Below are 16,981 nucleotides of genomic sequence, written 5' to 3'. Positions count from 1 at the left end.
TGGTTAGAAGTCGTCGACGTCACGCCCGCCGCGCGGGGTGACGAGGTGGGCGCCCTGGTCGTTCTCCCAGACGGTCGTCTCGTGTGTGCCGACGAGGATGGAGGTCCCCATCCCGCCGACCTCCTCGTCGTGGTCGGTCGCCTCGCCGAGGGTGGTGATCGTGTGCGTCTCGTCCTCGAGATTGCGCCCCGCGTCGCCGCGGCCGGCGTCGTTGACGATGCCGACCGGGACGTCGTCGGACCGCTCCTTGCGGATCACCTCGATCGCGCGCTCGTAATCCCGCCAACAGTTGTATAAGACGATCACGAAGCCGCTGATCGCGGCCGCCCGGAGCTTCTCCGCGATCTCGTCCCACCCGCGCCACTTGTCGGACAGAGAGATCGTACAGAAGTCGTTCGAGAGGGGCGCTCCGAGGTTGGCCGCACAGCCGAGCGCCGCGGTCACGCCGGGGACGATCTCGATCGGCACGTCGCGGGCGTCGTCAGCGTCGGCCATCGTGTACAGGAGGTCGCTTTTCCCGTAGACGTTGGGGTCGCCGCCGGAGACGTGCGCGACGTCCTGGCCGGCGCGGACGCGCTCGAAGGCCTCACGAGCCAGCTCGACCTGTCGGCCCATCGAGGACCGGACGAGCGTCTGTCGGCTCCCGTTCGGGCGCTCCAGAAGGGTTCCGGTGTCCTCGGTCGCGGCGCCGCCGTCGGTGACCGTTGAGTCCGCCGCCTCCGTCCCGGTCCCCGTTCCCGTCTCCGTCTCGGTCCCCGTTCCCGTCTCCGTCTCGGCCTCCGCTCCCCTCTCCGTCCCGGTCTCCGCTCCCCTCTCCGTCCCGGCCTCCGTATCCTCGACCGCCGCACTCTCGGGCGGCAGAGTACCGTCGCGCCGCAGGAACTCCTGATACAGGTTCGAGGCGATCACACAGTCGGCGGTGGCGATCACGTCCCGGGCCCGCTGGGTCATCGCGTGTGGAAGCCCGGGACCGATCCCGACGACGTAGAGGGTTCCGTACTCCGCCGTCTCGGTGCCGGCCGTCTCGGTGTCGGACGTCTTGGTGTCGGACATCTCGGAGTCGGACGTCTCGGATCCCGAATTCGACGCAGATCCGGAGTGAGCACCCGCCATCCTACCGCCCCACCGCCACGGTCACGGCGTCGTCGAACCGTTCCTTCTCGCGGGCGAGCTCGTGCTCGCGGCCGCCGGCGATCGCGGACGCCTCCGCGATCCCTGGCCAGCCGATCAGCTCCTTCGAGCGGGACGGCGAGGGGCCCTCGAACTCCAGGAGCGTCTCCTTCTCGAAGAGGACGACGCCGGCGTCGATCGCCTTCGCGGCCTCGTAGAGGCCCTCCTCGCCCTCCTTCCGGGTGCCGGTCGCGACGAAGTCGACGTCGTCGACCGTCAGATCGAGGTCGTCGAGGGCGGTCTCCCAGGCCTCGAGGACCTGCTCCGACCGGACGCCCGAGACGGTTCCGGTGCCGAGGACGACGCGATCGGTCGACTCGTTCGCGTCGGAGTCGTCACCGCCGTTCCGCTTGAGGACGGTCACGTCATCGTCGACGAGAACCGCTCGGGGACCGTCGAGTCGGGCGACCGGTCCCAGCTCGTCGTTCAGGACGGCCAGGTTGGTCGCCACCGTCGAGTCTCCGTTGACGACGTGGCTGTCGAGCGCCTTCGCCTTGCTCTCGACGCCCTGCTTGCCGGCGGCCTCGCTGGCGGTGGTCATCGCCGGGACCGCGCCCAGCCGCGAGAGGTCGTGGGCGACCTGGTTCGCGCCGTGGTGGCCCCCCGTGATCGGGATCGCCCAGGTGAGCGCCTCGTCGACGACGACGATCGCGGGGTCGTCCCACTTGTCGTCGAGCAGGGGGGCGGTCTTGCGCATCGCAATCCCCGAGGCCATCAGCCCCAGGAAGCAGTCGTACTCACCCCAGTGCTCGGCGAAGACGTCGCCGTGGTACTCGAGGACATCGATGCACTCGTAGTCGGCCGCGAGCTCCGCGACGATCTCCTCGGCGGTATCGAGCTTCCGCTCGAAGCTCACGATCGCGATCTCCTCGGCGACCTCGCCGTCCGAATCGGGGGTCGAGCAGTGGCCGCCGGAATCGGTCGCTGCGTCGGTGTTCGTGTCGGTGTTTGCGTCAGTCGATGCGTCGGTGTTCGTGCCGGTCGATGCGTCGTCCGGTGTGGCGTCGGTGTCGGTGCTCATCAGTGGGTCAGTCGAATCAGTCGAACTAGTCGTCCGCCTCGCCGGCGTCGGTTCCGTCGGTCGCAGCCGAGCCGCGGTTCGCCCAGTCGCCGTAGAGGTAGGACCGCTCGTATCCGGTCTTTCTGGCCGCGTCGCCGATGACCACGAGCGCCGAGGCCCGGTAGCCCGCGTCCGTGACCGCCTCGCCGATCGTCGCGATCGTGGCCTCGATCACGTCCTCGTCGGGCCAGGAGGCGTGGTAGACGACCGTCACGGGCGTTTCGGGGTCGTGTCCGTCCTCGAGCAGTCGGTCCATCGTCTCGGGGATCGCGTGCGTCCCGAGGTAGATGCAGGTCGTCACGTCGCCCATTCCGACGAACTCGCCGATGTGGTCGTCCTCGGGATCGAGGGTCGTTCCCTGCGGGCGTGTGAACGCCACGTGATTGGCCACGCCGTTGAGTGTCAGCTGTGTCCGAAGAGTCGCGCTGGCGGCGAACGCCGACGTGACGCCCGGCACGATGGTGGTGGGAACGCCCTCGTGTTCGAGCGCGTCCATCTGTTCGAGCGCCGCGCCGTAGATCGCCGGATCGCCGCTGTGGAGCCGGACCACGTTCCGGCCCGCCTCGTGGGCGTCCCGCATCAGCGGGATCAGCTCCTCGAGGTCCTTGCCCACGCTCGAGACCCGTTCGGCGTCGGCGCAGTACGCCTCGAGCAGCTCGCTGTTGACGAGCGACCCCGCGTGGACGACGAGGTCGGCGGCCTCGACGAGCTCGCGACCGGTTACCGTGAGCAGTCCCGGATCACCCGGACCGGCTCCGATGAAGGGGATGGCGTCGCCGGGATCGGGGACCTCACCGGCTGTCCGCTCGTGAATGCGGAGGTCACGATCGGTCCCCGCCGCGTCCGCCGCCGCGTCGATCGCGTCCTGGGGGTCAGTCTCGCTCCGTGGGCCAGTCTCCGCCTGCGGGTCGGTCATCGACGGCTCCCTCCAGTTTCTCCAGTCCGCCCGGCCTCTCCGGTCCGCCCGGTTCCCCCGGGGACGTCGACCGAACCGCCCTCTCGGCCGGACCCGGACGCATCCACCGGGCGGTCGCCGCACGCTTCACCCTCCGCCAGTTCGGTGTGTGCGAGGGCCTCGACGCCACCGTCGGTCGCCGTCCCGTCCACGTGGAGGGAGTCGGGCGTCGACTCGAAAGCCGCGGTCGCCGGCCGGTCGAAGTCGGCGTCGCGTCGTTCCGCGTACGCGAGCGTGTAGTAGTCCCGGTCGGCGAGTTCCGCAGGGTCGTCGGTGACGACGGTCTCGCCCTGTTCCATAAAGAGGCGCCGACCGTAGACGACGTCGTAGCCCGCATCGACCAGTTTATTGTGGGTCGCCTCGACGTCGGTGACCTTGAACAGCACCATCCGGCCGGGGCCGGTCGGGGCTGCGCCGCGGGCGGCTTCCCGAAGCGCCAGGCTCGATCCCGCGGCCACCTCGACCCCGAGCGCGGTCGTGAAGGCGGTGACGGCGCTCACGCCGGGTACCACCTCGAGGTCGACGTCGGGATGGAACGCCGCGAATGTCCGCCGGAGGTGTCCGAACGTCGAGTAGACGTTGGGATCGCCAAGCGTGACGAACGCGGCCGTTCCATCGCGAGCTCGTGGGGCGATCTCGGCGGCCGCGTCCCGCCAGGCGTCCCGGAGTTCGTCCTCGTCTCGGGTCATCGGGAAGTCGAGGTCGCCGATCCGCGAGTCCGGGACGTGCTCGGTCGCGACCGACCGCGAGAGCCGGCCCGGCGAGTAGACCACGTCCGCGGTCTCGAGGACCTTCCGCCCGCGGACGGTCACGAGGTCGGCCTCGCCCGGACCGAGTCCGACGCCGTAGAGGGTCATCGGGCAGCCTCCGCGCGGTCAGCATCCTCGACGGACGCCGTATCGTCGTCCTCCTCGTCGACGCCGCCGACGAGCATATACACCGGATTGTCCGAGTCGAAGCTCGTCGCGCCGGCCAGCTCGTAGCCGTGGCTGACCTGGAACTGCACGACGTCCTCGAGGAGATCGCGATCGCGGAACGCCTCGGTCGCGGCGCCGGCGACCTCCAGTCGGGAGACGTTCATCACCACGCGATCGACGCCGGTCGCGGCGGCGTGGTCGAGCACCGCCTCGTAGTTGCGGCTCCCGCCGAGGAACAGCGCGTCGGCATCGTCGGGGAGCCCCGCGGGCGCTTCAGCCTCCCGGAGGGTGACCGTGGCCGAGCCACGACCGCCGTCCGTGGAACTCCCCGGATCCGCCGGGGCCACCGGAGACGCCGGATCCACTGAATCCGTCGGATCCGCCGCTGCGAGCCCGGAACCGTCGTCGACGCCGATCCCGTTGGCCGCGAGGTTGCGCTCGGTCACGGTCAGTCGATCGGGTTTCCGTTCGATCGCGGTCACGCGACCGGCCCGGCAGGCCGCCTCGATCGTGACCGCGCCGGTACAAGATCCGACCTCCACGAAGTGATCGGACCGGTCGAGGTCGAGTTTCGACAACAGGACGGCCCGAACCTCGGGTTTCGTCGGCCCGGCCTTCGCGTCGTGGGGAAGCGAGACGTTCGCCATCGAGGTGAACAACTCGCGTAGGACCTAAAACAATTTTGGTTGAATTAGTGCTAATTGAATTGTCTAAATGTCGCGTTTCCGCCGAGATAGCACAACTCACGGCGGAGTAAGCCAAAGGTATTTGAGTTGCACGGTCACAGGTTCGGTAATGGCGGGAAACGCGGACGAGTCCGAGGCGTTCGGCGTCCTCCGGAGCAAGCGCGACGCCACCCGGTATCAGATCCTGGTGGAGATCGCCGAGCGCCAGCCGGCGGTCAACCAGCGGGAGATCGCGGACGCGATCGGCGTCACCGCGCAGGCGGTCAGCGACTACCTCCGGGACCTGATCGAGCAGGGCTACGTCGAGAAGCACGGTCGGGGACGCTATGAGGTCACCAAGGAGGGCGTCGACTGGTTGATCTCGCGAACCGAGGAACTCCGTGGGATCATCACGCACGTCTCCGAGGACGTGATCGGACAGGTCGAGGTGGAGACGGCCCTCGCGACCACCGCCATCGCGGAGGGCGAGACGGTTTCGTTGACGATGCGGGAGGGCGTGCTCCGGGCGATGGCCGGCGACACCGGCGGCGCGACGGCGGTCGCGGTGACCGACGCCGAGGCCGGCAGCGACGTCGGGATCACGAACTTCCAGGGGGTCGTGGAGTACGATCTGGGCACCGTCACCGCCGTCTCGGTCCCGCACGTCCGCGACGGCGGGAGTCGGGCGGTCGACTCCGACCGGCTTCGGCGGATCGCCGCCGACCACGACCTGCTCGCCGTCGCCGGCGTGGAGGCGTTCGTCGCCGCGACCGACGCGAATCTCGATCCCGACGTCAAGTTCGGGAGCACGGCGGCGGTCCGGGAGGCCGCCACCAAGGGCCTCGACGTACTGCTCGTGGCCACGGCCCCGCGTCTGTCGGCACACACGGACGAGCTCCGCAAGAGCAACGTGAGCTACGAGGTCGTCGACGCCGCCGAGGAATGGGCTGGCCAGGAGTGATCCCGCGACGAGAAGCGATCCCACGGCGAGGATCGACCTGCCGCTGAAAGTGGCCAGCTATTTGACCGCCGGCGCGAATGGCTCGGGTATGAGCCAGGAGACCGACCCCCTGACGTGGGCACGCGATTACTGTCCGATCCTTCGATCGTTTCAGGCCGAGTACGGCGACGACGAGCCCCTCGCGGGCCACACCGTGGCCGTCGCGACGCACCTCGAGGCGAAAAGCGGGATCCTGATCGAGACGCTGCACGAAGCGGGCGCGGACGTGCTCTTTGCACCCAGCGAGCCCCAGTCGACCCACGGCGACGTCGTGGATGCACTCGACGCGATCGACGGCGTCACCGCCTTCGCCTGGGAGGGAATGAGCGACGAGGAGTTCGACGCCCAACAACACGAGCTGCTCGAGAACGAGCCCGACTTCATCCTCGACGACGGCTGTGAGCTCATCTCGAAGGCCCACGCCGACCATTCCGACGTCGCGGTGGACGTGATCGGCGGCGGCGAGCAGACGACCGCCGGCATCACCCGCGTCGAAGCGATGGAAGAGGAGGGCGTGTTACAGTTCCCGGTCTATACCGTGAACGACACGCCGATGAAGCACTTCTTCGACAACGTCCACGGGACCGGCGAGTCCGCGCTCACAAACATCGCCATCACCTCGAACACGATCATCTCGGGCAAGGACGTCGTCGTCGCCGGCTACGGCTACTGCGGCCGCGGGATCGCGCGCAAGGCGCGCGGGATGGGCGCACAGACGATCGTCACCGAGGTCGACCCCCGGAAGGCCCTCGAGGCGCACATGGACGGCCACCGCGTGATGTCGATGACCGAGGCCGCCGCGGTGGGGGACCTGTTCATCACCACGACCGGCAACCGCGACGTCATCCGGAAGGAGCACTTCGAGGCGATGACCAACGGCGTCCAGCTCGCCAACGCCGGCCACTTCGACGTCGAGATCGACGTCGACGCGCTCGAAAGTCTCGCGAGCGATACCTCGACCCCGAAGGAAGGCGTCACCCGGTACCACATGCCCGACGGCCGCGACATCAACCTGCTCGCCGACGGCCGGCTCGTGAACCTCACCGGCCCCTACAGCCAGGGCCACCCCGCCGAGGTGATCGACACGACCCACTCGATGATGTTCGTCGCCGCCTACGACCTGATCGTCGAGAACCGCGACCTCACGCCCGGCGCCTACGCGATCCCGGACCGCCTCGATCGGGAGGTCGCCGAGCGTAAACTCGAGACCCTCGACGTCACGATCGACGAGATGATCGAGTCCCAGCGCGAATACGCCACCGATTGGCGCCACGAGGGCAGCAGCTTTTAAATACCGGCGTTCGGATAGACGGCATTCCTTATAAATCCGGGGAGCCACCGTTTTTGCGCCGGGAGCCGTCATCCGACGTGAAATGCCCGAACTCGTGGTCCTCGTCCTCCTCGCCCTCCTAGTCGTGCAGATCCCGATCGCCGCGATCGTCTACCTCGATGCCCGTCGACTCGGACTGGAGAACCCGGAGATCTACTGGCTGGGTATCCTGATCCCGACCGGCGGCCTGATCGTGATCCCCGTGTACCTCTCGCGACGGCGTGAGCTCCCCAGAGAATCGTCGACTGAGGGGGAAGACGAAGAAGCCGAAGGAGAAGAGGAAGCCGGAGAAGCTGAGGATGGAGAAGCTGAGGATGACGGATTTACGTGATTTATAAGGTACCGTAGCCGGCGAGCCGTAGCCCGACGACGCCGACGATCACGACCAGGGAGGCAACCGTGACGACCCAGTCGACGCCGCCCATCGAGCTGGCGCCGTAGAAGGTCCGGTCGCGGCGGGTGTCGAAGCCACGGGCCTCGAGCGCCATCGACTGGGTGTTGACGTTTCGGAAGGCGGTCATAAAGACCGGCACGAGCAGGGGGACGAAGCTGCGAAGCCGTTCGATCAGGTTGCCGTCCGAGAGGTCCAGGCCGCGCGCCTCCTGAGCCTGTTTGACCGTCCCGGCGGCGTCGATGAACGTCGGGAACAGCCGGAGTGCGGTCCCGACCGCGAAACAGAACGCAAACGGGATCCCGATCTGGCGCATCCCGCTGACGATCTCCTCGTTCGACGTCGTCGTCACGAACAGCAGCCCGCCGACGATGAAGACGGCGATGCGCTCGGAACGCCCGAGCGCGAACAGCAGCTCGCGCTCGGAGAGCACGAGCGGACCGACGTCGATCACGGTCGGACCGCCCGGCCCGGTGAACAGCGGCCAGACGATCAGTCCGACGACGAACAGCGCGGCGACGATCGGCGAGAGCCGCTTGAAGTTGGGCCACCCGCCGACGGCGAGCAGGGAGACGAAGGCGACGACGAGCGGAACCGCGGCAAATCGCGGGTCGTCGAAGATGTACCCCGAAACGAAGATCGCCAGCACGAACGCGAGGGTGCTGCGCGCGTCAAGGCGGTGGATCCACGTCCCGCGGTCGACGTACAGCGAGGTCGCGCTCATCGGTCCACCTCCGCGTCGTCGACATCCATATCCGCATCTGCCCCCGGATCCGCATCCGCCCCCAAGTCCGTATCCCTCTCCGAGTCCGCATCCGCTCCCGAACCCACATCCGCCTCCGGTCCCATATCCGCCTCCGGTCCCATATCCGCCTCGGCGCCCAACCCGGCCACGAGCTCGTCGATCGACAGGGCGGGCAGCGCGTCGTCCATCCCGGCCGCGGCCGCCAGTTCGTGGGACGCTTCAACGACGTGGGGCGGCTGGAGGTCGTTGTCGGCCAGCAGGTCGGCGTCGGCGAACAGCTCGCGCGTGCTCCCGTCGAAGACGACCTGCCCGTTCTTGAGGACCGCGGTGCGCGGCGCGTACCGCGCGACCGTGTCCATCGAGTGGGTGACCATCACGACGGTGACCGACTCCTCGCGGTTGAGTGTCGCGACGAGCTGCATAAATCGCTCCTGCTGGGTCGCGTCGAGGCCGGTCGTCGGCTCGTCGAAGACGATCACCTCGGGGTCGGTCGCGAGGATTCCCGCGAGCGCGACCCGCTGGCGCTGGCCCTTCGAGAACGCGAACGGGTCGGCGTCCTCGAGCCCGTCGAGCTCGACGGTCTCGAGCGCCTCGCGAACGCGCCGGTCGAGCTCCTCGCCCTCGAGCCCGAAGTTCTCCGGGCCGAAGGCGACCTCCTCGCGCACCGTGTCCGCGAAGATCTGGTGGTCGGGGTTCTGGAAGACGTAGCCGACGTCGCGGCCGATCCCGGACATCGAGTAGTCCGCGACCTCCCGGCCGTCGTACCGGACGCTGCCGGCATCGGGCTCGTGGAGCCCGTTGAGGTGTTTCGCCAGCGTCGTCTTCCCCGAGCCGTTGTGGCCCACGAGCGCGAGCACCTCACCCTCCCGGACCGTCAGCGAGATCCCGTCGACGGCGCGGACCGGCCCCCGGTCGGTGTCGTACTCGTACACCACGTCCTCGAGCTCGAAGACGGGGTCGCCGAGGTCGGTTCCCGTGTCGGCCGGGGCTCCCGGACTACCGGATTCGGATTGCTCCGTATCGACCCGCCCCGGCGGCGTCCACCGCAAGCCGTGCTCGTCGGCGGCCGCGGGGACCTCCTCGGGGACCAGCGGGAGGCCCTCGTTCGGCACGCCGAGGCGGTCGAACGCCTCCACGAGTGGGGGGATCGCCACCCGTGAGGCACGCAGCGACTCGACGTCGGTGAACACCTCGCGCGCCGGCCCTTCCCGATAGACGGTGCCGCCCTGGAGGAGGACCGCGTGGTCGGCAAGCAGCGCCTCCTCGATCTTGTGGGTCACCATCACGATCGTCTCGGGACCGTCCCAGTCCGCCTCGGCGGCGACGGCCGTCTCGGAGGCACCGGGGCTCCGGTCGAGGTTTGCGCCGGCCAGCGATCCGATCGCCGAGAGCAGCTCGCGGGTGCCGGAGGGGTCGAGGTCGCTCGTCGGCTCGTCGAGAACGAGCAGTCGGGGGTGCATCGCCGCCACGCCCGCGAAGACGAGCCGCTGTTTCTGGCCGCCTGAGAGGCCGGATGGCTCCCGTCGGCGGTCGAGCGACTCGAGGCCGGCAAGCCGGAGCGTGTCGTCGATCCGGTCGCCGATCGCCGTGGGGGGGACCGCGAGGTTCTCGGGACCGAAGGCCACCTCGGCGGCGACGCTGGTGCCGAACAGCTGGGACTCGTAGTCCTGGAGGAGCATCCCGACATCGGTCGCCATCTCGCTCACGCGCGTGGCGGTGACGTCGCGCTCGAGCACGTCGACGTCGCCGTCGAAGGAGCCGGTGATGAAGTCCGGAATGATCGCGTTGAGCGTCCGGAGCAGCGTCGACTTACCACCGCCGGAGGCGCCCATCACGACGGTGAAGGAGCCGGCTGGGACATCGAGATCGACACCCCGGAGGACGGGACCCTCGCGATCGTCGGGATCCACGTCGGTGGTCCCGAGAGTCTCGGGGTCGGGCAGCGTCTCGTCCCGGTCGTAGGAGAAGACGACGTTTCGGAGTCGGGCCGCGATACCGTCTTCCTCGTCCGTCATTGGATATCTGTCCAAAACGAGGCCGCCCGGGTAGCTGTTTCGACTCGTGGCGATCGGCTGGTCGATGGCGTCGGAGTCAGGCTCGGCCGACGATCGTCGAGAGCCGCTCGCCCACGATGACCGTACAGGCTGCAAGAACCACGATGCCGACCGCGCCGAGCGCGGTGACGCTCGTGAGGCCGGCGCCGGCGCCCGTGCTGAGGAAGAACCCGACACCGAGCCAGACCAACGGAACGACGACCAGCCCCCATGCAGCGATGGGGTTCAGGTTCGAACCGGCGCTCGAGAGGTCCTCAGCGCGGAGCAGATCGGGGTAGAGCAGTCCCATCTCCTTGAGCCGCGGGTACGTCAGGTACAGCAGCGGCGGGCCGAGCACGACCGCCGCGATCGAGTTGTTGATCAGGATGGTCGGACCCAGGACGGCGAAGGGAACCAGCCCCAGGAGGTCGACGACCCACGCGATGATGACCGCACACGCCGCGGAGGCGGCCACCGCGATGATGGCGTACTCGCCCAGCTGGACGCCGGCGTTCTCGCGGAAGTCGGGTTCGACTCGCGAGGACAGCGGGGTGAGGTTCCCCCACAGCTTGTAGCCCACCAGGCCGAACGTGAAGTTTCCGACGAACCCGCCGACGCTCCCGGGTCCGAAGGTGCCGCCAAAGATGTCGCCGATCAGGTTGCCGATCGCCGATCCCCACGCCGCCGCGGGGCCGAACATGATCCCGAAGATGACCGGGAAGACGTTCGCCGGCCGAATGCTGGTGATGCCGGGAATGATCTGAAAAGTTTGGAACGGGATGAGCACCGCCGCGTACACCGCCGCGACCACGGCGACGAGCATAATCATCCGCGTGTCACGCCACATCGTGAGTATTTCGCGCATCGGCCGAGAGGTTACGAGGCAGAACCATAAGCTGATCGGTGGGCGAAACGCCTCGCCGGGATGGAACGGCCGATATCGGTCGACGACGGTGTTGCTTTCGGTCACCGGATCGGGACGAGCCGGCACCACAAACTGTTAAGAGACTCGCGAGCCACCGCCTGAACAGTGATGCGGATGGCCATCGGTCGTTCGAATCGAACCGCTGATCGACGCCTCGTGGGATCACCCACGGCGATCGAGGGACGGTTCGGGGTACCCGACACGTCGACCGCCACCGGCCGACCGCTCACCCGCGACGGCACCTAACGATGTCCACGACCGCCCGGATCAAACGTGAGCTCGCGATATACGGCGGGATACTCGGTATCGCGCTCGTCCTTGCCGGACTGCTCGCCGTCGGCGGCGCGGGATACGCCTACACCAACCCGCCGGTCGAGGACCTTCCGCCCGAGGAGTACGACGTACAGGAGTTCGGCGTGACGGTTACCCACGCCGCGACGGTCACCGGAGAGACGCCGCTGTACGCGGAGGGTGAGACGATCGAGAACAAGCCGGTGTACTTCACCAACTCGACGCCGGAACTCGACCTCACAGTCGAGACGGACGTACCGGACGATCGCACCGTCGGCCTCACCCACCGGCTCGTCCTCGTTCATCGAGGAACGTTCAACGACGACGTGGTGTGGGAACGCGAGGAGACGGTGATCGCCGAGGAGGCGTCGATATCCGACGGCACACACGAGACGACGGCATCGGTCGACGTTCCCGACGTCGTCGAGCGGGTGAACGCCTACGAGAGCGCGATGGCCGGCGTGGGCAGCGTCTCGACGGAGCTTCGGCTGGAGACGACCTACGCCGCCCCGGCCCAGGGCGGGGAAACCTACGAGGGATCGCTCTCCGGGACGGTTCCCTTCGAGGTCGGCAACGACGCCTACTGGCTCGACGGCGACCTCTCGGCGACGACGACCGAGAGTCGAACGAGACAGCGAGGAACGCGCCAGCTATCACCCGATATGACGACGGTCTACGGCGGTCTCGGGATCGGGGTCGTCCTCATCCTGGTGGGGACGGGACTCATCGTCTGGAACGTCCGGGGACAGGACGTGCACGAGCTGGAGATGGAGATCGTCCGATCGAAGTACGACGAGTGGATCTCGACCGGGGAGTTCCCGGCGGACTCCGACAAGCAGTACATCTACATCACGACCCTCGAGGATCTCGTCGACGTCGCGATCGACACGAACAAACGCGTCATCTACGATCCCGACCTGGAGACCTACAGCGTCGTCGACGACGACCTGATTTACTATCACGCCGCCGATCCCACACAGATCGACTCCTGGGTCGGGCTCTCGGGGAGTCAGTGATGGCGACGGCGGTCGGACCACCGGTGGGACTCCGACCGACGGGACTCCGGTCGGTACTCCCGTCGGTGGGACTCCGGTCGATAGTCTCCGGTCGATAGTCTCCCGTCGGTAGGACTCCCGTCGGTGATGCCCCCGCTCACTTGAACCAGCGGCGGATCCGGACACGGAGCGGGGCTCGCCGTCGTCGGTCGAGTCGGATCGGGTCGATCCCGATCAGCGCGACCGCGACCACGATGAATCCGACCCCGAGGAGGACGTCGGTGACCACGATCGGGAGCCAGGGGTGAACGGCGTACAGCGTCAGAATGACGCCGGTCGGGAGCAGCGCGAGGTATCGGTGTTCACGAATGGATTCGGTGTACACGCCGGTTTCGGGCGGCGCCTGGATCGTGACGGTGACGTTCGCCGTCTCGCCGCCGGGAACGGTGACGGTTTGCGGGGACACCGACACTCCGCTACTTGCCGGCTCGATCACCCCCACGACCGGGATCGGTCCGTTTGATGGCACGACGTAGGTGACGTTCGACGTCGTTCCCTGCTGGATGACGCTCGGATTTTCGGATTCGACCTCGGAGCTCACGAACTGGAAGGTGTGGACGCCGGCGGGAACGACCATACTGGCGGTCACCGCGAGAATCAACACGATCGCCATCGTCCCGATGACGGCCTGTGGAGTGACGTACCCGGACCACCGTGAGGTCCGTCGATCGCGGCGCCGTGACCCGGCCGTCTCCGCCAGCGAGGCGAGCACGTAGGTGACCACGCCGAAGCCGAACACGAGATAGGCCGCGCCCTGGGTACCCAGGAGCGCTCGCGTTCCCAGCGTGGACGCCAGGAACTGCTGCAGGGACTCGATCAGTCCGCTTGCCCCCGTCACCACGGTGCCGAAGCCCGGGATCACGACGACGTCGCCGCCGACCTGAAGTGCCGTCGCTTCGACCCGTCCCGGGTCGACCGGCGGTTCCTCTCCGTCCTGGTCGGTGACCGGGTTCGCGTCGCCGCGGGTGATGTATCCCGACTCGGTCTCGCCGACCACCCGGTGTGTCACGAGCCCCCCGTCGTGGATGTTGACCGCGTCGAAGACGATCACGTCGCCGGGTTCGATCGGCCCCGCCACCGCCGTCGGAACGGCGATGAACCCGTCCCCGGGATCCAGCGTCGGCGACATACTGCCGGTTTCCACGTAACTGATGCCGATCGGCTGCCCGAGGACCGCACCCGCCAGTATCGAGACGGCGATGAGCACGGCAATGATCGTGAGGAGACCGGTCAGGAGGCGTGTCGGGTTCATCTATCTCACGGGCGGCGTTTCGGTGTTCGATACGCGTTCGTCGCGGATGAAGGTGTTCCCCCGAACTGCTGGCGTGTCCCGTCGCACCGTTTACCTGTAACCCCTCCGAATACTTCAATTAATTAATTATAGCTACAATATATATGTTCGCGTATGACGGGGGATGCTTCGGGTCCCCGAACACGGACCGACGATCGGCTGTCGGAAGCGACGCCGACGCCCCGAACGACCGCGTCGCCGAGATCGATCGACGTTCTCACCGGGATGACGCCGTGGTGGTGGGGCGGCGCGCTCGCCTTCTTCGGGGCCGGGGACGTCCTCACGACGTTGATCGGGTTGTATCTCCCCACCGTGGTCGAGGCGAGCCCCGTCGGGGTTCGAATCGTTCGGTCCCTCGGGTTGTGGTCGATCGCCCCGATCAAGGTGCTTCTGATCGCGTACTTTTTCGCCCTGTGGGTCTGCGTCCCGCGACCCCACAACACCGGGATTCCCCTCGGGCTCTGCACACTGGGTGTTCTCGTGACGATCTGGAACCTCTGGATCATCGCGATCGGGGTCCTCTGAGCGTCCGTCCCTCCACGTCGATCCTCGTGCGTCGTGTCTTGACCGTTTCGTCCCGATCGTCGGGCGCTACAGCCACGTGTCGTTCCGACCGATACGCTCAAGCCGATCGGGGCCGTTTGTATGATCGTGTAGTGTAAACGGGGTTACATAATTTCGGGCGATCCCCGAAAAAGTTCAACCAATGCCAACACTGGTCAAATGGCTGAGTCTCCTGGTGATCGTCACCAGCCTCTCGGCCATCGTGTTCGGAACCGGCGCCTTCTCCGCCGTGACCGCCGACCGGATCGGCGAGATCGACGCGGCGAGCGACGAGTCCGCCCTGCTCGGCATCGATATCGAACAACCCGTGGAGGCACGTGGCGGGAGCACGCTTGTTACAGTCACGAACAACGCTGAAGAGCCTCTCGTGGTCGGACTCTCGCTCACCTCGAACACCGATCCGGGCGTCAGTATCCCAGCCGGTATGCAGGAAGCGACGATCGTCCCCGGTGAGAGCACGACGTTCTCGGTCAACGTCAACCCCGCACGGCAGCCGGAAACGATCGAATTTGATCTCAACGCCGTCAGCCAAGGGGGAGATGGCATCAGCGTGTCCCTGACGCGTTCGACGACCGTCGAGGAGATCGACGTCGGCGTCTGTACCGGCCCGCGGCACGTGTTCGATCGGAACGTCAACGGTGACGTCGACGTCGATAACGGGTCCGTCGTGCTCTCGTCGAACGTGAGAGTAAACGGGGACGTGGACGCCGCCGAGTGCGTGATCGTCAAGGACAAGGGACAGATCGGCGGCGACGTATCGGCTGGCGCGAAGGTCCAACTCGGCTCGAACGCTCAAATCAAAGGTGCCATCGATGCGGGCAGCGACGTCACCCTCGGTGACAAGGCCCAAGCCAAGGGTGACGTCGATACGGAGGGTGGCGTTTCCGTCGGCGTGAAGTCACAGATCGGGGGTGACACGACCGCCGGTGGCGACGTCTCCGTCGGCGAGAAGGCCCAGATCAAGGGAGACACCGATGCCGGCGGTACCGTGAACCTCGACTCGAACGCCCAGATCAAAGGGTCCGCGGACGCCGGTGGCGACGTCTCCGCCAGCGAGAAGGTCCAGATCGAGGGCGATACGACCGCCAGCGGCGACATCACGGCCGGCGATGACGCTCAACTCAAGGGCGATGCCGATGCCGGCGGGAGTATCTCACTCGGTACCGGAGCGCAGATCAAGGGGTCCGCGGACGCCGCCGGCGACGTCTCCGTCGACGAGAAGGCCCAGATCAAAGGGGATGCGACCGCGGACGGCGGCAGCGTCTCCCTGGGTCGGACGGCCGACATCGACGGCGATGTCAGCGCGGCTGATGACGTCTCTCTGGGCGACGACGCCCAGATCAAGGGAGCCGTGGACGCGGGCGGGGACGTTTCGCTCGGCGAGAACGCCCAGATCAAAGACGATCTCACTGCCGGCGGCGACCTCGATCTCGGCGAGAACGCACGGGTTGACGGCGACGTCTCGATCGGCTCGAACGCCACGCTGACCATGGGTCCGAACTCGGCCATCACCGGCGAGCTCGAGGCCGACGACCCCTCGACGGTGACGATCGAGTGCGCCCCCGGCGCGACGATCGACGGCACGTCGTGTGACTCCTACACGTTTGGGTGACGGTTTCCTACAACGCAGCAAACAACATCGGCTTACAGTATCTCCGCCGTCCCCAGAAATCGATGATTTCTGGTTCGCAGTCAGAACGCGATGCGTTCTGACGACATCCTCAACGAGCGATCGGGGCCATTGCCCCCCGTGGAGTAGGTGGGTAGTTCACTCGTTCCAGACCTTTTCGGGCATCGGCAGGCCCTCCCACACGGCGGAGTCGATCGGATCGATGTCCTCGCCGAGTTCGTGTTCGAGGATCCACTCGAGCTGTCGCGTGTGCTGGCCGGCGTGCCAGACCGTTCGCTCGAAGAACTCGTGTCTCGTGGGCTGTCCCCAGAAGACGGAGACCGTCGCCGACCAGTCCGTCGTGTCCGCAGCCGCCGCGAACCAATCGTCGAATCGCCCCTGCACGGAGGCGCCGTACGTCGCGAGCGCGACCGTCGAGTTCGGGTCCCAGTCGTGTTCCATCCGCGGCACGCTATCCATCGGCGTCCCGGCTTCACGCATCAAAAAGACGTCCGGCAGCGCGAAGACGTGTCGAACGAGTTCCGCGTAACTCCGCGGCCGGTTCGGGATGTCGGTGTCGAGTTCCGACTCCGGGATCAGCTGTAGGTACTCCTGAGTCGCCTCGAGAATGGTCCCCAGCCGGTCGTACAGCTCCTCGACCGGAAGCGGGTCGGCCGCGTGGTCGATTCCCACGAGGTCCGCGACCGCCTGCAGGTCCTTCGCGTCGGCGTGGTCGTCGTCGACCCGCACGATGGGCACGTGATCCGGAAGTCCCAACTCGGCCATCTCGTCGATCATCGCCGGATCCGCACCCTGCACCCCGATCCGACCTGGATCGGCGGGGTCCGCGTTCGACTCGTCGCTTTGCACCACGTTGTGGGAGACGAACGGGACGTCGTTTCGCTCCAGAAACTCCTTGGCCCGCAGACAGCTGGTACAGCCGGTCGCCCAGTACAGGTGGACATCGGTCGTCGACATAT

At 67.2% G+C, this 16,981-nt stretch carries 16 protein-coding genes; 6 read left to right on the top strand and 10 right to left on the bottom strand.

Going from position 1 to position 16,981, the window contains the following annotated elements:
• Positions 1-3 precede the first annotated feature (3 nt).
• The 5 genes from BLW38_RS03040 to BLW38_RS03020 all read right to left on the bottom strand — a co-directional run bounded on the left by BLW38_RS03040 (position 4) and on the right by BLW38_RS03020 (position 4,749).
• Entirely contained in the window at positions 4-1,053 is a 1,050-nt protein-coding gene (locus tag BLW38_RS03040) for a precorrin-3B C(17)-methyltransferase (RefSeq protein ID WP_092815571.1), read from the bottom strand.
• A 61-nt stretch (positions 1,054-1,114) separates the two neighbouring features.
• Positions 1,115-2,191, bottom strand: coding sequence for a cobalt-precorrin 5A hydrolase (gene cbiG / locus BLW38_RS03035; protein WP_092814060.1), 1,077 nt, complete (start codon positions 2,189-2,191; stop codon positions 1,115-1,117).
• Positions 2,192-2,216: 25 nt separating this feature from the next.
• The gene (locus tag BLW38_RS03030; protein ID WP_092814057.1) at positions 2,217-3,146 is read right to left on the bottom strand and encodes a cobalt-precorrin-4/precorrin-4 C(11)-methyltransferase; all 930 of its coding nucleotides are present in this window, start codon (positions 3,144-3,146) and stop codon (positions 2,217-2,219) included.
• On the bottom strand, positions 3,143-4,042 hold the full coding sequence (locus tag BLW38_RS03025) for a cobalt-factor II C(20)-methyltransferase (protein ID WP_092814054.1): 900 nt from the start codon (positions 4,040-4,042) through the stop codon (positions 3,143-3,145). Before BLW38_RS03025 ends, BLW38_RS03030 begins: the two co-directional genes overlap by 4 nt.
• Positions 4,039-4,749 (bottom strand): hypothetical protein, encoded by a 711-nt coding sequence (locus BLW38_RS03020; protein ID WP_092814050.1) that lies wholly within the window; start codon positions 4,747-4,749, stop codon positions 4,039-4,041. Before BLW38_RS03020 ends, BLW38_RS03025 begins: the two co-directional genes overlap by 4 nt.
• 148 nt (positions 4,750-4,897) lie before the next feature.
• On the opposite strand from BLW38_RS03020, the gene BLW38_RS03015 reads away from it, so the two are divergent.
• The 3 genes from BLW38_RS03015 to BLW38_RS03005 all read left to right on the top strand — a co-directional run bounded on the left by BLW38_RS03015 (position 4,898) and on the right by BLW38_RS03005 (position 7,428).
• Entirely contained in the window at positions 4,898-5,728 is an 831-nt protein-coding gene (locus BLW38_RS03015; protein WP_092814047.1) for a DUF7839 domain-containing protein, read from the top strand.
• Positions 5,729-5,816: 88 nt separating this feature from the next.
• Positions 5,817-7,058 (top strand): adenosylhomocysteinase, encoded by a 1,242-nt coding sequence (locus BLW38_RS03010; RefSeq protein ID WP_092814045.1) that lies wholly within the window; start codon positions 5,817-5,819, stop codon positions 7,056-7,058.
• Positions 7,059-7,140: 82 nt separating this feature from the next.
• On the top strand, positions 7,141-7,428 hold the full coding sequence (locus BLW38_RS03005; RefSeq protein WP_177167406.1) for a hypothetical protein: 288 nt from the start codon (positions 7,141-7,143) through the stop codon (positions 7,426-7,428).
• Position 7,429: 1 nt separating this feature from the next.
• Here BLW38_RS03005 and BLW38_RS03000 read toward each other — a convergent pair whose 3' ends face one another.
• From BLW38_RS03000 to BLW38_RS02990, 3 genes are all read right to left on the bottom strand, one after another.
• Complete coding sequence (locus tag BLW38_RS03000; RefSeq protein ID WP_092814043.1) at positions 7,430-8,212, bottom strand: energy-coupling factor transporter transmembrane component T family protein; 783 nt, start codon at positions 8,210-8,212, stop codon at positions 7,430-7,432.
• Complete coding sequence (locus tag BLW38_RS02995) at positions 8,209-10,248, bottom strand: ABC transporter ATP-binding protein (RefSeq protein ID WP_092814041.1); 2,040 nt, start codon at positions 10,246-10,248, stop codon at positions 8,209-8,211. The genes BLW38_RS03000 and BLW38_RS02995 overlap by 4 nt, the downstream gene beginning before the upstream one ends.
• A 76-nt stretch (positions 10,249-10,324) precedes the next feature.
• Complete coding sequence (locus BLW38_RS02990; RefSeq protein WP_218143022.1) at positions 10,325-11,131, bottom strand: QueT transporter family protein; 807 nt, start codon at positions 11,129-11,131, stop codon at positions 10,325-10,327.
• 308 nt (positions 11,132-11,439) lie between these two features.
• Here BLW38_RS02990 and BLW38_RS02985 point away from each other — a divergent pair, with 308 nt between their 5' ends.
• Positions 11,440-12,498: a DUF5305 domain-containing protein gene (locus tag BLW38_RS02985; RefSeq protein ID WP_092814039.1), complete on the top strand. Its 1,059-nt coding sequence runs from the start codon at positions 11,440-11,442 to the stop codon at positions 12,496-12,498.
• A gap of 136 nt (positions 12,499-12,634) precedes the next feature.
• Here BLW38_RS02985 and BLW38_RS02980 read toward each other — a convergent pair whose 3' ends face one another.
• Complete coding sequence (locus tag BLW38_RS02980; RefSeq protein ID WP_092814037.1) at positions 12,635-13,789, bottom strand: signal peptidase I; 1,155 nt, start codon at positions 13,787-13,789, stop codon at positions 12,635-12,637.
• A gap of 153 nt (positions 13,790-13,942) precedes the next feature.
• Between BLW38_RS02980 and BLW38_RS02975 the strand changes: the two genes are divergently transcribed.
• Together BLW38_RS02975 and BLW38_RS02970 are read left to right on the top strand one after the other, a co-directional pair.
• Complete coding sequence (locus BLW38_RS02975; protein ID WP_092814035.1) at positions 13,943-14,353, top strand: hypothetical protein; 411 nt, start codon at positions 13,943-13,945, stop codon at positions 14,351-14,353.
• 181 nt (positions 14,354-14,534) lie between these two features.
• A complete protein-coding gene (locus tag BLW38_RS02970; RefSeq protein ID WP_092814033.1) occupies positions 14,535-16,004 on the top strand; it encodes a polymer-forming cytoskeletal protein in 1,470 nt (489 codons plus the stop codon).
• 156 nt (positions 16,005-16,160) lie between these two features.
• Here the strand turns inward: BLW38_RS02970 and BLW38_RS02965 are convergent, their stop codons facing one another.
• Entirely contained in the window at positions 16,161-16,979 is an 819-nt protein-coding gene (locus tag BLW38_RS02965) for a DinB family protein (RefSeq protein WP_092814031.1), read from the bottom strand.
• Positions 16,980-16,981: the final 2 nt, after the last annotated feature.

It is taken from the genome of Halopenitus malekzadehii (genome assembly GCF_900108505.1).
GTDB lineage: Archaea > Halobacteriota > Halobacteria > Halobacteriales > Haloferacaceae > Halopenitus > Halopenitus malekzadehii.
The sequence above is the reverse complement of the archived record's forward strand: the minus strand, read 5'-3'. Positions and strand labels throughout refer to the sequence as shown.

What these genes read in the sequence shown, in the direction of transcription:
- BLW38_RS03040 (WP_092815571.1), bottom strand. Translation starts at nt 1,053, where the DNA reads ATGTCCGACACCAAGACGTCCGACACCGAGACGGCCGGCACCGAGACG.
- cbiG (WP_092814060.1), bottom strand. Translation starts at nt 2,191, where the DNA reads ATGAGCACCGACACCGACGCCACACCGGACGACGCATCGACCGGCACG.
- BLW38_RS03030 (WP_092814057.1), bottom strand. Translation starts at nt 3,146, where the DNA reads ATGACCGACCCGCAGGCGGAGACTGGCCCACGGAGCGAGACTGACCCC.
- BLW38_RS03025 (WP_092814054.1), bottom strand. Translation starts at nt 4,042, where the DNA reads ATGACCCTCTACGGCGTCGGACTCGGTCCGGGCGAGGCCGACCTCGTG.
- BLW38_RS03020 (WP_092814050.1), bottom strand. Translation starts at nt 4,749, where the DNA reads ATGGCGAACGTCTCGCTTCCCCACGACGCGAAGGCCGGGCCGACGAAA.
- BLW38_RS03015 (WP_092814047.1), top strand. Translation starts at nt 4,898, where the DNA reads ATGGCGGGAAACGCGGACGAGTCCGAGGCGTTCGGCGTCCTCCGGAGC.
- BLW38_RS03010 (WP_092814045.1), top strand. Translation starts at nt 5,817, where the DNA reads ATGAGCCAGGAGACCGACCCCCTGACGTGGGCACGCGATTACTGTCCG.
- BLW38_RS03005 (WP_177167406.1), top strand. Translation starts at nt 7,141, where the DNA reads ATGCCCGAACTCGTGGTCCTCGTCCTCCTCGCCCTCCTAGTCGTGCAG.
- BLW38_RS03000 (WP_092814043.1), bottom strand. Translation starts at nt 8,212, where the DNA reads ATGAGCGCGACCTCGCTGTACGTCGACCGCGGGACGTGGATCCACCGC.
- BLW38_RS02995 (WP_092814041.1), bottom strand. Translation starts at nt 10,248, where the DNA reads ATGACGGACGAGGAAGACGGTATCGCGGCCCGACTCCGAAACGTCGTC.
- BLW38_RS02990 (WP_218143022.1), bottom strand. Translation starts at nt 11,131, where the DNA reads ATGCGCGAAATACTCACGATGTGGCGTGACACGCGGATGATTATGCTC.
- BLW38_RS02985 (WP_092814039.1), top strand. Translation starts at nt 11,440, where the DNA reads ATGTCCACGACCGCCCGGATCAAACGTGAGCTCGCGATATACGGCGGG.
- BLW38_RS02980 (WP_092814037.1), bottom strand. Translation starts at nt 13,789, where the DNA reads ATGAACCCGACACGCCTCCTGACCGGTCTCCTCACGATCATTGCCGTG.
- BLW38_RS02975 (WP_092814035.1), top strand. Translation starts at nt 13,943, where the DNA reads ATGACGGGGGATGCTTCGGGTCCCCGAACACGGACCGACGATCGGCTG.
- BLW38_RS02970 (WP_092814033.1), top strand. Translation starts at nt 14,535, where the DNA reads ATGCCAACACTGGTCAAATGGCTGAGTCTCCTGGTGATCGTCACCAGC.
- BLW38_RS02965 (WP_092814031.1), bottom strand. Translation starts at nt 16,979, where the DNA reads ATGTCGACGACCGATGTCCACCTGTACTGGGCGACCGGCTGTACCAGC.